The following is a 12,790-nucleotide window of genomic DNA, read 5'->3' on the forward strand; positions in this document are numbered from 1 at the left end:
GCCTGCGCGGCCGTTCGTCTCGCGGAGCAGTGCGGGCGTGCCGACCGCCGTCTCCACGGCTCGGTGCGGGCCGGGGCGGGCGAGGCAGTGGCATGCCTTCGTCGGTGTCACCGTGTGGGACGTGCCGCGGTGAAAGCGGCGTTCTCCGGCCCGGTCAGCCGTTCATCGCCAGGCCGTACAGGGCCGTGAGCGCGTCGTCGATGGCGTGGGGCCGCGGCTTGCCCGAGGAGTCGAGCCTGCTCCACCTCTGCAGGTTGATCGCGACGGACATCTGCCGCTTGGAGTCGGCGCTGGTCATGGAGATCGTTCCGGCGCCCCAGACCGTGCCGCCGCCGCCCCAGAAGGTGGTGCCGCCGGGGGCCTTCATCGGATACGTCCCGAGGCCGTACTCGATCGTCCTGCCCTCCTGGGAGATGACCGTGACGGTGCGTCGCATCTGCGCCAGCGACGACCGGCTGACGATCTCGCCGTCGAACAGCAGGCCGAAGAAGCGGTTGAGATCCGCCACGGTCGACACCAGCGAACCCGCCACACCCGCATATGACATGTCAAAGACGCTGAAGTCTCGCGGTGGGTCGATCATGCCGAACCACGCCTCGTACATCTGCGAGTGCGGCCCGCCGAGGTGCGGCCCGTCGGGAAACCCGGTGTCCTGGAGTCCGGCGCGCTCGACGACGTTCTGAGTGATGTACTTCTCGGCCGTGGTGCCGGTCACCTGTTCCAGGAGTTGGCCGAGGAGCAGGTAGTTGGTGTTGGAGTACAGCCCCGGCGTGCCGCCCGGGGCGCTGAAGGCGGGCGCGGTGACCCCCATCTCGATCAGTTCGACGGGATCGAACCGGGTGAACCGGTGGTCGTCCAGGCTCTGGGGCCTGGTGTCCGCGAGGTTGGGAAACGGCCCGAGGGAGGGATAGGCGTAGGGGAGGTATTCGGCGAGGCCGCTGGTGTGGTTGATCAGCATCCGGACCGTGATCGCATCACCTCGTGCGCCCGGGACCAGTTTCGGAAGGTAGCGCCTGATCGGTGCGTCGAGTCCTATCCGACCGCTCTCGACCTGCTGCAGGACCGCGGCGGCGGTGAAGGTCTTGGTGACGCTGCCGACACGGTGCCGCATGTCGGCGGTGACGGGGCGGCCGACGACGAGGTCGGCGACCCCGGCGGCGCCGCGCCAGACCTGGTCCTCGGCGCGCACCTCGGCGAACACGCCCGGAACCCCGGCCCGGTGGACGTTCTCGATGGCGGTGTTCAGCTTTGCGGGATCCAGCAGGTTCGTCATGACATGTGACCTTTCGTCTTCCTCGGATGAGCTCCGCACCGACCTGGCGGGACACGGCACGTCGGCCGGTACACTCGTGCACTCATTATGCACGCGGTGCGTGCAACAGCAAGTGCATAGATTGGTCCGAGATCGGTGGGAGGGGTGAAACGGCAGGTCGGGGAGGTCCTGGAGGTGGCCTGTGGCAGGCGCGGGCCACCCTCGGGGTTCGTCGCCCGTTCCGGGTGAACGCGACGACGGGGACGGGCTTGGCCCTGGCTCCAGCCGCCGGTGTACCGGTCGGGCGGGCGCCGTCCGGCGGCCGGGCCGCCGGTGCGGGTGCGGGTGCGGCCCGACGCCTTGGCGGACTCCGGCCGCACCTCGACGCGGGTGCCGGCCTTCTCGGAGAAGATCGTTTCGCGGTCCGTCTCCGCTGTGCCGTCCCGGCTTTGCGGCCGGTGTCGGGGTCTGAACGGGCACGACTACTCGCGTTTGACTAGTTGAGACTACTCGTGTTTGAGTAGTCGGGTGAGCGACACGCGCATGTTCGTGCTCGGCGCCCTGCTGCGTGGTCCGATGCACGGGCATCAGATCCGCAGGCAGGCGCAACTGGACCGCACCGAACTGTGGACCGACGTCAAGGTGGGGTCCCTGTACGGGGCGTTGCACCGGCTGGTCGCCGAAGGCGCGATCGAGGTGGTCCGCACCGAGCAGGCGGCGGGCCCGGCGCGGACGGTGTACGCGCTCACCGCGGCCGGGCGCGAGGAGTTCATCGCGCTGCGCGACCGGACACTGCGTGAGGTACGGCTGCGGCCCGACCCGGTGGATCTCGCGTTGCACTACGCCGACGACCTCACCGAGGAGAAGCTGCGGGCACTGATCGGCGACCGGCGTGAGGCGCTGGTCGCCCGGCTGACGGCCTGGCGGCACCAGCGTGAGCAGGCCGAGCCGTACCTGCGCGGGCTGGAGCCGATGACCTTCGACCACACCACGGCACGCCTGCGGGCCGAGATCGCCTGGCACGAGAGCCTGCTGGAGCAGCTGCCGAAACTGCTCGCCGCGAACGACCGCGGCCAAGCGCCGACGACGGAAGGACGGCAGGAATGATTCTGGTGACCGGAGCGACCGGTCCGGTGGGGCGGCACCTCCTCACCACGCTGCGCGGGGACGGCGCGGAGGTGCGCGCCCTCAGCCGCCGTCCCGAGACCGCGAACCTGCCGCACGGCGTTCAGGTGGTCGGCGGTGAGCTGGGCGAGCCGGCGTCGCTGGCGCGGGCGTTGACCGGCGTGGAAGCGGTGTACCTGTTCTCCGCCGGGCGGGCGGCCGGCGGGTTCGCCGCGTCCGCCGTACGCGCCGGGGTCAAGCGGGTCGTGGTGGTCTCCGGGCTCGACGACGACCCCGCCGACGTCGAGCGGCCGTTCACCGACGCCGGGCTGGAATGGACCCATCTGCGGCCCAACGCGTACGCCTCCAACGCGCTGCGGCACTGGGGCGACATGATCCGGTACCAGGGCGCGGTCCGTGTCCCGTACCCGGACGCGGCGACCGCTCCCGTCCACGAGGCCGACCTCGCCGCCGTCGCCGCGATCGTGCTCAGGGGTGGACACGCGGGCCGGCGGTATTCGCTCACCGGACCGCGGTCGCTGACCTTCCGCGAGCAGGTCGGCGTCCTCGCCCGCGCGCTGGGCCGTGAACTCGCCCTCGTCGAGGAGACGCCGGACCAGGCCCGCGAGCGGATGTCCCGCTACGGCATGCCGGGCTCCGTCGTCGACGAACTCCTGACCATGTGGGCTGCCACCGCCGGAACGCCCGCCACCGTGTCGCCCGTCGTCGAGCAACTCACCGGGCTGCCCGCCCGGAGTTTCGCGCGGTGGGCCGACGAGCACGCCGACGACTTCCGCTGAGGGCCGTCATGCTGCGCAACCGCGTCTTCGCCTGGCATCGGGAGTTACAGGACGTCCACCACCGCCTGGAAAAGGCGCTGGAGGACGCCCGCAGGGCCATCCGCTCCGGCGAACGCGCCCAGAGCCTCAAACCCGAGCTCCGCGACTTCTGCTACACCTTCTGCTCCGCCCTGGGCAGCCATCACCGCAGCGAGGACAGCGACTTCTTCCCGGCCTTGCTGCAGCAGATGCCCGAGCTGGAGCCCACGATCGCCCGCCTGGGGCGTGAGCATGAGGTCCTCGCACGCTTGCTCGCCGACTTCCAGGCGAGCCTCGACGATTCACAGTCGTCACCACAGCGGCTCTTCCGGCAGATCAACGACATCAAGGCCGCGATGAAGGCTCATTTCGGTTTTGAGGAAGGCTCCCTGAACCGGGCACTTCGTGCTCTTGATGTTCCGAAGAGCGACAGGAACCGCATGTTCGGGGACGTCTGACCGCAGCCGGGGCTCCGCGGCCGCCGTCTCGTCACGGCGTGTTCGCCCACCGCTGGAGGGGGGTTGCCGTAGTACTCGGGAAAGACCGGTTCCGGCCTGGCAGGAGCCGGCGGTGTACGTGACAGCGGCGCGCACTTCGTCGGGCGCGCCGCCTCGGTCGTCGGCGGAACCGGGACACCGGCCGATACCGCTCCTGACGGCTGATCACGGACGTGTTCGGTCACCTGGCGGAGGCGCCGGTGCCACGGCGATGACACTTGATCCACACGCGAGCCACGTCCGCCTCCTTGGAGATCGGTGGGGCCTGTTCAGCTTTCTGACTTCAAGACGGTCACGCCTCTGATCGCCCCGCCGCCGGGAGGCCTGACGGTGGAGGTGGCGCCGACGGGGGCTTTCTGCCCCGAGTCCGAGCCACAGTAGTTGACCCACGGGTTGACGAAGCAGTAAGACACAACGATCTGGTGGTAGCCGGTACCGGTGGAACAGTAGGAGCTGATGGACCCGTCGCTCCCGTAGGAGATCGAACAGGAGTCGGGCAGGGCATGGGCGGGCGTGGCAACGCCGGTGACGACGGCAGCGGCGATGAGAGCGCCGCCGGAGAGGGTGGCGGCGGCACGTCTTACTTTCACGCGCTGGCTCCTTCCGCGAGGTCGATACCTCGTACTGTTAGGAAAGTTTCCTTATCGGGGAACTTAGCTGGCGTGATCGGCATGTCAAGATGCCTGTCCGGTCCGTCGTTCTCTCCGCGGTGCCCGGCATGCGGTGACACTCACGGATGTCAGGTGCCAAGATCCTTAAGCTGATGACCGGCCCCGGACGATCGGCAAGCAGCCGGCCGCCGACGGCTTCCCCGTCACCGGCGGAGAGCCGACGAGGATGCCGCCTTTCGCCACCGCTGCGGCGGCGAAAGGCGGGCTCGGGGGCATTGGGCTGGAAGGCGCGACCCCCTTGAGTCGGTGCGTGCCCGGGACCACCGGGCACCACGAGAACCTGGGAGATCGAACCGGGAGCCGGATCCTCCCAAGGCAGGGCTGGCTCCGCCTACCTCAAGTACTGTGACTTCGCATGATCGAATCCGAGATTGAGATCAGCGAAGATCTGGTCCGTGACCTACTGCGGGAACAGCATCCGGATCTGGCCGAGCTGCCTATCCGCGAGGTGGCGGGCGGCTGGGGCAACCAGATGTGGCGCCTGGGAGAGGAGTTGGTCGTCCGGATGCAGCGGATGGACAACGGCCCCGATCCGCAGCTCAAGGAGCGGCGCTGGCTGCCGGTGCTGGCCTCGCGGCTGCCGCTTCCGATCCCGACCCCGGTGCGGAGCGGTGCACCGTCCGAACGCTTCCCCAAGATCTGGACCGTCATGACATGGGTTGAAGGCACACCGCTGGACCACGGCTCAATCACCCGCGGGGACCACGCGGCCGACATGCTGGCGGCCTTCCTCAAGGCGCTGCATGTGGAGGCGCCCGCCGACGCGCCGGACGCCTCGGACCGTGGTGGCCATCCCAAGGAGTGCGTGGACGGCTTCGAGTACTTCCTGCGGACCGTGGATCTCGGGCGTTTTGCCGAGGACGACATCCGGGCCGTGTGGGACGACGCGGTCGCGGCTCCCGAGTGGGAGGGCCCGCGGGTGTGGGTGCACGGTGACCTGCATCCCGCGAACGTCGTCGTGGCGGACGGCACACTGGCGGGCGTCGTCGACTTCGGCGACGTGTTCGCCGGCGACCCGGCGTGGGACCTTGCGGCCGCCTGGGTGTTGCTCCCCACAGGGGGTGCCTCACGGTTCTTCAACGGCTACGCACAGGCGGATGAGGCGACGATCCGACGGGCGCGTGGGCTGGCCGCGATGAAGAGCCTGTTTTTGATGCTGATGGGCCAGAACGGGGACCGTGGCCTGCCCGGCGGCAAGCCGAACTGGGGGCCCGCAGGCCGGTCGGCACTTGAGTGTGTCTTGAAGGGCCTTTGACCGGGGCGTCTGGATCAATCGGATAGCCGTTGGCGGTAAGCCGGTGCAGGACGTTGTCGATCACGGCACCGCCGGGTGAGCCGAAGCCCGCCCGGCGGTCTCCACGGCGAGACGGTCCTGGTGCCGGGCCTTCCTGCGGTGGTTTCGGATGCAGGCCGGAGCGCCGAGGTAGTTGCGGTCCGCCCCGGGGCACGCCTCCCGGTAGCCGCTTTCGACCGCGGCCTCGCGGATGCCGTTGTCGGGGCCGAAGCCGTGGTGAGCGATGAGCCGATCGACACCGGCCGGCCACCGCTCACGCACCTCGGCGGGCCGGTCGTCCACCGAGAACTCGCTCGGCGGCCCGGGCGGCACCGGCCAGCCGGGCAGGGAGCCGAGGACGGCGAACAGGTCGGGGCCGGTCAGCCCGATGCGCAGGCTCTTCAGGGCTTCCCTCGAAACGCGCTCACCTCCGGCGAACGACCGGAGGGCCCGGAAGGAACGGTGCCGGGAGCCCGGAGCGGCCGTTCGAGCGCGCTACAAGAGCGTTGCAGCCGAGCCACAAGCGGGCTTTCCTAGCCTTGGGATCATGTTGACGACCCTGGTTGTGACCGCCTCTCTCCTGTTCACCGGCGCGCCCGCGCAGAGCGTGGCGACCAAGCCGCTGACCTTCCGCGGCATGACGCTCCAGATTCCCAAGACCTGGAAAGTCGGAAAAGAAGACATGTGGGGCATCCACGTCAAGACCGGCGGCTGCGACCGGCTCGCCGTCGAGTGCCGCGGGTTCTACCTCGTCGGGCCGGAGGGCATCTCCCTGGGCCGCCACGGCAACCCCTACGATCCCAAGGAGCAATACCACCCGGGTAACGGGCTCTCGGCCTGCGCGCCCGACAAGCGCTACGTGGAGGACTTCCCCGGAAAGCTCGTCGCACGTGCCCTCCGCCCGGTGGGCGCGGGACACCAGGCCACCTACCGGGTCTGGCGCGTCGGCTGCACGACGCAGTCGGCCAAGAGGACCGGCGTCTCCTACCAGGAGCGGATCTGGTACCTGCCCACGTCGAAGATCCTCATCTTCGACCGGTGGAGCGACAGCCGGCTCGGCACGATTCTCAAGCGAGCGACCTGGAACTGAGCCCGCCGGTCGCGCCGCTTGCCACCACGGCGAAACAGAGCAGGTGCGAGAACGGCCGTGGCGGCAGTGGTGATCAGCACGAACCGCCGTCGCGCCAGGACGTGGAGCGACCGGCTGCCGCCTGACCGGCATCCCGGCGGCCGGCGCCCTCCTGCGGCTCTCCAGGAACAGGCGCTTGGCGGCGTCCAGCGGTACCTCGCCATAGGGCTGGACGTGCTGCCGGAACAGCGGTGTCAGCCCGCGACGGTCGCCTCGATGCCGTCGAGGAGTACGGCCAGGCCGGTCTCGAAGCTCTTCCTGGCCTCACGTTCGAGGTAGGGCAGGCCGTCGTCGTGCGAGGAGGTGGCGGCTGTCGCGCCTTCGAGCCAGGCCACGGCGGGGAACCGTTCGGTCAGGCCGGGGGCGATCTCCAGCAGCGTGGCCGAACGGGCGAGCCACCACTCCTCGTCGGAGACGCCGGTGGCGGCGGGGGCCTGCCGTACCTCGGAGACCGTCCCCGCCGAACCGCGCAGGAAGTGGAACAGCGTGCCGACGACCCCCCGGATCCGGGGGGCGTCGAGGCCGGTCTCACGCAGGATGCGCACCAGCGTCTCAAGGCTGAGGTACTCGTTGGGACCGAGCACGGGCCTGGCCTGCGACACCTGGAGCACCCAGGGATGGCGCAGGTAGAACTCCCAGGTGTCGCGGGCCCACACCGTCAGGGCCGCCCGCCAGCCCTCCTCGTGCCCGTAGCCGGTCGGCAGCTCGCCCAGGACCCGGTCGTACATCAGGTCGACGAGCTCGCCCTTGCTGGGGACGTAGGTGTAGAGGGCCATTCCCGAACGTCCGAGCCGTTCGCCGACCGCCCGCATGGACAGCGCCGCCATGCCTTCGGCGTCGGCGAGGGCGATCGCCGTGTCCACGATCAGATCGACGCTGAGTCCCGGTTTCGGACCGGGCCGGGACTCCTCGGCGGGACCGGCGGAACGCCACAGCAGAGCCATGGAACGGCGCGCGTCGCCCTGGCCCGCGAAGACGACCACCTGTGGCTCCCTCCCGTCTCCTTACGCCCTAAAGCTATCAGCGGGCCGGATCAGCCGGTGATCAGGCGTTGCAGCGCGGGTGCGTAGAGGTCGGCGATGCCTTCGGCGTCGGCCTGCGCTGCTGCGCCCGAGGGGTGCAGCGCGAGGGTGGCTCCGAGCCCGAGCAACTGGCCCGCGACCAGTTCCGCCCGCAGGGCGTTGTCCTGGCCGGGGAGCAGCGTGGTCAGCCGCGCGGTGACCTGCTCGTGGAAGCGGTCCCGCAGCAGGGAACGCTCATCGGTGTTGCCCAGGGAGAACACGACACGCAGCATCGGATCCCGCTGGAATTCGCGGCGGCTGCGTACCAGCGTCAGCACCATGTGCCTGCCGAGCGCCTCAAGGGGGGCCGCGAAGAGCTCGTCGGTGTCGGGACCGAAGTCGGCGACGGTGTTGAACAGCTGTTCCTTGCTGCCGAAGTGCTTGACGATGAGCGAGGCGCTCACCCCCGCGTCCGTGGCGATGCCGCGTAAGGTCACCTCGGCGTACGGGCGCAGGGTGAAGGCCCGCCGGGCGGCGCGCAGGATCGCGTCCCGGCCGCTGCGGGTTCCGGTGTCCCGGGATTCCTCGGTCTGCCTTCCGGTGGTGTGCACGCTCATGGGCTGCTCTCCTGGGCGAGCGCCGCCGGTGGGCGCTCGGCTGCGCCCGCCGTACGGTCCTGCCCGACGGTATACGGGGCCGGAGCCTGTCCGCCCGGTAGACACAGAGTGACGGCCAGGGCGAGGAGCGCGGCGGCCCCGGCGATGACGAAGACCGTCAGGTAGGCGCCCAGGGTCGGCACGGTACGGCCCGCGACCTGGAAGGTGACGTGGGCGAGGACCGCGGCGACGACCGCGCTGCACGCCGCCTGGCCGATCGACCTCATCAGTGTGTTGAGGCCGTTGGCCGCGCCGGTCTCGCTCACCGGCACCGCGCGCATCACGAGCGCGGGCAGGGCGGAGTAGGCGATGGCGGTGCCCGCGGACACCACGGTTGCGCCGAGGACGATCGTCCACAGCTGGTGGTTGGTGAAGAAACGCACCACGTATCCGGCGGCCATGCATGCGGAGGCGACCGCCAGGGTGACCTTGGGGCCGTAGGCGGCCGAAATCCTGGCGGAGACGGGGGACAGGAACACCATCGCGACACCGCCGGGCAGCAGGCACAGGCCGCTGACGACGATGGAGGCGCCCAGGCCGTACCCGGTGCTCGTGGGCTCCTGCACCAGTTGCGCGGTGGCCAGCGAGTTGGCGTAGAAGGCGAAGCCGATCAGCAGGGCGGCGAGGTTCGTCAGCAGCACCGCGGGCCGCGCGGAGACCCGCAGGTCGACCATGGGGGAGGGGGAGCGCAGTTCGTGGGCTCCCCAGAGCAGCCCGATCAGTACGGCGGCGGCCAGCAGGGCGAGGGTGGGAGTGGAGGTCCAGCCCCAGTCGCCGCCCTGGGTCACCGCCAGCAGCAGGCTGACCAAGGAGGTGGAGAGGCCAAGCACGCCCAGGACGTCGGGCCGGCCGCCGGCGCGCAGCGGTGACTCGGGCACGTAGCGCAGTACCAGTGCGATGTCGAGCAGGCCCAGACCCACCGAGACCCAGAACATGGTGTGCCAGTCGGCGTTCTCGACGACCAGTGCGGCGAGGGGGAGCCCGATGGCGGCGCCGATGCCCAGGGTGGAGCTCATCAGGGCCACCGCGGAGAGCAGCCGGCCGGGTGCGAGCTCGTCCCGCATGATGCTGACGCCGAGCGGCATGACGGCGAGCGCGGCTCCCTGCAGGGCACGGCCCGCGATGAGCACGCCGATCTGGGAGCTGGCGGCGCACAGCACCGATCCCATGGTCAGCAGGCCGAGGGAGGCCAGTAGGACCTTGCGTTTGCCGTACATGTCGCCGATCCGTCCGAGAACGGGGGTGCAGACGGCGCCGCTGAGCAGGGTTATGGTGACCAGCCAGCTCGCGGCGGTCGGGGTGCTCCCGGTGAGCGCGGGGACGTGCGGCAGGAGAGGGATGACGAGTGTCTGCATGACGGCCACGACCACGCCGCAGAAGGCCAGGACGGCGACGAGGAGGCGCGGATGAGGCGCCTCGGCTGGTTGAGGGGGCACTGCGACTCTCCATGGGAAGGGGGACAGGGGGTGCACATCTGTTCACCTCCAGCGTAAACGGATGTGCACTCCGGCGGGAGCCCATTCCTTGAAGTTAGTGATCTACATTGTAAAGGCACCCGCTTGGGCCTCAAGATCAAAAACAACAAAGGACTAAAGACCCTCCCTCAAGGAGACCCAAGCGGCCCTGGGGTGTGGTTCGGCGTTTCGCAGGTAGCTGCTCGAAATCGGCTGTTCGGGCTGCCGGAACCGTGCGCCGGCCCCTGCCTCAGGGCGCGAAGTTCTCGCCGATGCGGTGGTGTCCGGCGGGGTCGGCGTGGTCCGTCTCGCCATATAGGTCGCGGCCGTCGAGGTGGTGCAGGTTCGGGGTCGTCGGCCGTGCGTTGTTCGACGATTTGGTGATTGGGTCGCGGATGATGTTGGGCGTGAGTCGGTCGGCGGCGTGTTCGGCTGGATCGCCGGTGGTCTTGAATCGCAGGTCTCGCTGTCGAAGCCGGGCGCGAGGGGGCCTGGGGTGTCCTCCTGGATTGGGTACAGGGTGGTGTTTGTGGGTGTCTCTCGCGGATGGCCTCGAGGAGGCGGTGCGCGGCGGGTCTTGACGCTGATCATGTCCGCGGGAGTGCCCTGCATGGCGTGGGCGGTGAACGGGTCCGGCAGTGCGCTGCCGCTGAAGCCGAGGTTGGCTACACCTTCACCGAGTCGCGCCCCACGTTCACCGCCTTCTGCTGAGTCGGTGTCAGTTCGATTGAGCCAGGGCGGTTGGGTGGTGTCGGTTGCCTGGGCTCCTGATGATGGCTCTTCTGCGACTCCACCGCCGTGGGGTTCCTGGCTCGCCTGTGGCGACGCGTCGAGGGCATGGCCACCGGTCGTCCGTCGCTCGTGGGTCTGCTTCATGGGCTTGTGGTATCTGCTGGACCAAACCGGCCTGCTGGTGTGCGTTGAGCTGTGCGACAGCATCGACCGGGCTGTTGCCGGCCTGTCCCTTTCGGGTGGGAGCTCGTCCTGGCTTCGCCGCTACCGAAAATCTGTAGTGGCCAGAATAGACATCTGCCGTAAGGGGGGCTAGGATTTCTGGCATCGCAAGGAACGGATCCACGAGGGCAGAGCAGTGGGTAGGCATCACGACGAACTGCCCGGACGGACGTGGATAGCAGGAGATGACGTAGGTGGACGGGCAGAAGGTCGGACGTGCCAGGGCCAACGTGGTTGAAGGGCCCTGACCGTTGACGCGCTGCCCAAGCAGTGGTGCAAGTGGAGGCAGAAGGTCGGACGTGCCGGGGCCAGCAGGATCGAAGGGTCCTGGCCGTGGACGCGCTGCCGAAGTAGTGACAGATGAAGTCGAAGTAGAGATACCGAAGGGAGTGTTGAACGCCATCAGGATCGCCCGTCGTCGGCTGAAGTTCGTCGCACGGGTACCGCACCTCCACGGATTGGACGGTGGTTTACGGTTACGCTTACGCGATCCCCGCACCCCTGCCTTTGCGGGCGGCCAGTGCGGAAGCAGTGAGTCGGCCATAAGGCCGGTAGATGGTGTTGAACCTCTGGGCCCCGGCGCATCATGGCGCCGGGGCCCTCGTCCGCGTTAGGGAAGGTTGTATGGATCAAGCAGTCACATCCCCGGGCTCTCACCCCCGGGACACCGCCGAGAAGGCGGAGACGGAGGCGGCTCGGACGCTCCCCGACGTGGCCGGTGGCAGGCCCGGCCGGAAACTCGACGATGAGGATTACCCCGCCTACAGCATGGGCCGGGCCGCGGAGGTCCTCGGTGTCACCCCGGCGTTCCTGCGCAGTCTGGGCGCCGCCAGGCTGATCGAGCCGCAGCGCTCCGAGGGCGGTCACCGCCGTTACTCGCGCTACCAGCTGCGCCTGGCCGCCCGCGCCCGGGAATTGGTCGACCAGGGCACCGCTCTGGAGGCCGCCTGCCGCATCATCATCTTGGAAGATCAGCTCGCCGAGGCCCTGCGCATCAACGCCGAACTGCGCCGACGCGGCTGACCGGGCCTCCGCCTGCGCGGCCCGCGTCCTGTTGCCCGTCCTGTGGCGCGGCCGGGTGAGCGGCAAGGAGCCGGCCCGGTGCTCGGCCGGAGTCGTCGGGGTGCATCAACTCTCGGCGGGTTCGACAGTGGGCAGGTCCGGCAAGCGGTGCACCGGTGCCGCACCTGCCCGCTGTCATCGAATGGGCGCACGCCGGTCCCCGGGCACGCCGTCCCTACGGTCTGATGGTGGCGGGGTTATTGAGGCTTGGCGGACGTCCGCGCTCCGGCCTCTGCCTCCTCAGCAGTGCGGCTGGCACTCCAGATCATCGTCCGCTGGTGGACCCGTCGGCCGTCGTGCCGGAGGCCGGGCACCAGTGGTGCCGGGCCGTGCTCGGCGAAGCCCATGCGCTCAAAGAACCGCACCGCCCGGGTGTTCTCGACCAGGGTCTGCAGGTGGCAGCCGGGAGATCCGGCCTTCCTGAGCCTGTCAAGCCACCGGCTCATCAGCCCGTCGGCGGCACCTGTCCCTCGCGCTTCGGGTGCCACGTTGATGTGCAGGTGCGCGGGCCACCTGGCGTCGGTGAACTCGCCGACGCCAGGCTCCCTGCGGACCGCGGCCCACGCCAGATCGGCCAGGCTGCGCGCGAAGAAGGCCGCGGGCCTGGGTCGGAAGACCAGCCGGTAGGTCCGCATCGCCTTCTCCATGCGCTCGTCCTCCCCGGGGAACCTCGCACTGTCGAGGCATCCCGTCAGGTAGCCCACCAGGGCGCCCCCGGTGACGGCGACGAAGAGCGAATCCGGTTCCAGCTCCATGTAGGGATCCAGGTAGACGGCCGCCTCCGAGTCCACGTGCCCCCACAGCGACGCCGTGGGAGCGCCCTCGCCCACGCGCTCGAACAGCTCGCGCAGCTCGGCGCGGTCACTCCGTGCGAACGTACGGATCTCCATGACGCCTCCCTTATTGTGTACAGCCTACT

General features: G+C 69.5%; 13 protein-coding genes. 6 read left to right on the top strand and 7 right to left on the bottom strand.

Features of this window, described 5'->3' with window-relative positions; all coding sequences use genetic code 11:
- Window positions 1-154 precede the first annotated feature (154 nt).
- Complete coding sequence (locus tag ACFOYY_RS39325; protein ID WP_362778821.1) at window positions 155-1,273, bottom strand: serine hydrolase domain-containing protein; 1,119 nt, start codon at window positions 1,271-1,273, stop codon at window positions 155-157.
- A gap of 507 nt (window positions 1,274-1,780) precedes the next feature.
- Here ACFOYY_RS39325 and ACFOYY_RS39330 point away from each other — a divergent pair.
- Genes ACFOYY_RS39330 through ACFOYY_RS39340 form a run of 3 tightly spaced genes read left to right on the top strand, consistent with a single transcriptional unit; the run spans window position 1,781 to window position 3,632 of the window.
- Window positions 1,781-2,359, top strand: coding sequence for a PadR family transcriptional regulator (locus ACFOYY_RS39330; RefSeq protein ID WP_352013344.1), 579 nt, complete (start codon window positions 1,781-1,783; stop codon window positions 2,357-2,359).
- On the top strand, window positions 2,356-3,156 hold the full coding sequence (locus ACFOYY_RS39335; protein ID WP_386196382.1) for an NAD(P)H-binding protein: 801 nt from the start codon (window positions 2,356-2,358) through the stop codon (window positions 3,154-3,156). Before ACFOYY_RS39330 ends, ACFOYY_RS39335 begins: the two co-directional genes overlap by 4 nt.
- Before the next feature lie 8 nt (window positions 3,157-3,164).
- Window positions 3,165-3,632 (top strand): hemerythrin domain-containing protein, encoded by a 468-nt coding sequence (locus ACFOYY_RS39340; protein ID WP_352013346.1) that lies wholly within the window; start codon window positions 3,165-3,167, stop codon window positions 3,630-3,632.
- Between the two features lie 308 nt (window positions 3,633-3,940).
- Here ACFOYY_RS39340 and ACFOYY_RS39345 read toward each other — a convergent pair whose 3' ends face one another.
- Window positions 3,941-4,261: a hypothetical protein gene (locus tag ACFOYY_RS39345; protein ID WP_352013347.1), complete on the bottom strand. Its 321-nt coding sequence runs from the start codon at window positions 4,259-4,261 to the stop codon at window positions 3,941-3,943.
- A gap of 436 nt (window positions 4,262-4,697) precedes the next feature.
- On the opposite strand from ACFOYY_RS39345, the gene ACFOYY_RS39350 reads away from it, so the two are divergent.
- Window positions 4,698-5,597, top strand: a complete 900-nt coding sequence (locus ACFOYY_RS39350; protein ID WP_386196385.1) for an aminoglycoside phosphotransferase family protein — start codon at window positions 4,698-4,700, stop codon at window positions 5,595-5,597.
- 60 nt (window positions 5,598-5,657) lie between these two features.
- Here ACFOYY_RS39350 and ACFOYY_RS39355 read toward each other — a convergent pair whose 3' ends face one another.
- The gene (locus tag ACFOYY_RS39355; RefSeq protein ID WP_386196387.1) at window positions 5,658-5,918 is read right to left on the bottom strand and encodes a hypothetical protein; all 261 of its coding nucleotides are present in this window, start codon (window positions 5,916-5,918) and stop codon (window positions 5,658-5,660) included.
- Between the two features lie 244 nt (window positions 5,919-6,162).
- Here ACFOYY_RS39355 and ACFOYY_RS39360 point away from each other — a divergent pair, with 244 nt between their 5' ends.
- Complete coding sequence (locus ACFOYY_RS39360) at window positions 6,163-6,705, top strand: hypothetical protein (RefSeq protein ID WP_362778833.1); 543 nt, start codon at window positions 6,163-6,165, stop codon at window positions 6,703-6,705.
- 233 nt (window positions 6,706-6,938) lie between these two features.
- Here ACFOYY_RS39360 and ACFOYY_RS39365 read toward each other — a convergent pair whose 3' ends face one another.
- The 3 genes from ACFOYY_RS39365 to ACFOYY_RS39375 are packed head-to-tail and all read right to left on the bottom strand — an operon-like array spanning window position 6,939 to window position 9,837.
- Window positions 6,939-7,727: a TetR/AcrR family transcriptional regulator gene (locus ACFOYY_RS39365; RefSeq protein WP_352013351.1), complete on the bottom strand. Its 789-nt coding sequence runs from the start codon at window positions 7,725-7,727 to the stop codon at window positions 6,939-6,941.
- Window positions 7,728-7,777: 50 nt separating this feature from the next.
- A complete protein-coding gene (locus ACFOYY_RS39370; protein WP_352013352.1) occupies window positions 7,778-8,362 on the bottom strand; it encodes a TetR/AcrR family transcriptional regulator in 585 nt (194 codons plus the stop codon).
- Window positions 8,359-9,837 (bottom strand): MFS transporter, encoded by a 1,479-nt coding sequence (locus tag ACFOYY_RS39375; protein ID WP_386196390.1) that lies wholly within the window; start codon window positions 9,835-9,837, stop codon window positions 8,359-8,361. Before ACFOYY_RS39375 ends, ACFOYY_RS39370 begins: the two co-directional genes overlap by 4 nt.
- A 1,740-nt stretch (window positions 9,838-11,577) precedes the next feature.
- On the opposite strand from ACFOYY_RS39375, the gene ACFOYY_RS39380 reads away from it, so the two are divergent.
- The gene (locus ACFOYY_RS39380; protein ID WP_362912143.1) at window positions 11,578-11,832 is read left to right on the top strand and encodes a MerR family transcriptional regulator; all 255 of its coding nucleotides are present in this window, start codon (window positions 11,578-11,580) and stop codon (window positions 11,830-11,832) included.
- Between the two features lie 236 nt (window positions 11,833-12,068).
- On the opposite strand, the gene ACFOYY_RS39385 is transcribed toward ACFOYY_RS39380, so the two are convergent.
- Window positions 12,069-12,761, bottom strand: a complete 693-nt coding sequence (locus tag ACFOYY_RS39385) for a GNAT family N-acetyltransferase (RefSeq protein WP_386196391.1) — start codon at window positions 12,759-12,761, stop codon at window positions 12,069-12,071.
- Window positions 12,762-12,790 lie beyond the last annotated feature (29 nt).

Origin of the sequence: Streptosporangium jomthongense, from assembly GCF_042650425.1 — a bacterium.
Lineage (GTDB): Bacteria > Actinomycetota > Actinomycetes > Streptosporangiales > Streptosporangiaceae > Streptosporangium.

What these genes read in the sequence shown, in the direction of transcription:
- ACFOYY_RS39325 (WP_362778821.1), bottom strand. Translation starts at nt 1,273, where the DNA reads ATGACGAACCTGCTGGATCCCGCAAAGCTGAACACCGCCATCGAGAAC.
- ACFOYY_RS39335 (WP_386196382.1), top strand. Translation starts at nt 2,356, where the DNA reads ATGATTCTGGTGACCGGAGCGACCGGTCCGGTGGGGCGGCACCTCCTC.
- ACFOYY_RS39340 (WP_352013346.1), top strand. Translation starts at nt 3,165, where the DNA reads ATGCTGCGCAACCGCGTCTTCGCCTGGCATCGGGAGTTACAGGACGTC.
- ACFOYY_RS39350 (WP_386196385.1), top strand. Translation starts at nt 4,698, where the DNA reads ATGATCGAATCCGAGATTGAGATCAGCGAAGATCTGGTCCGTGACCTA.
- ACFOYY_RS39360 (WP_362778833.1), top strand. Translation starts at nt 6,163, where the DNA reads ATGTTGACGACCCTGGTTGTGACCGCCTCTCTCCTGTTCACCGGCGCG.
- ACFOYY_RS39370 (WP_352013352.1), bottom strand. Translation starts at nt 8,362, where the DNA reads ATGAGCGTGCACACCACCGGAAGGCAGACCGAGGAATCCCGGGACACC.
- ACFOYY_RS39380 (WP_362912143.1), top strand. Translation starts at nt 11,578, where the DNA reads ATGGGCCGGGCCGCGGAGGTCCTCGGTGTCACCCCGGCGTTCCTGCGC.
- ACFOYY_RS39385 (WP_386196391.1), bottom strand. Translation starts at nt 12,761, where the DNA reads ATGGAGATCCGTACGTTCGCACGGAGTGACCGCGCCGAGCTGCGCGAG.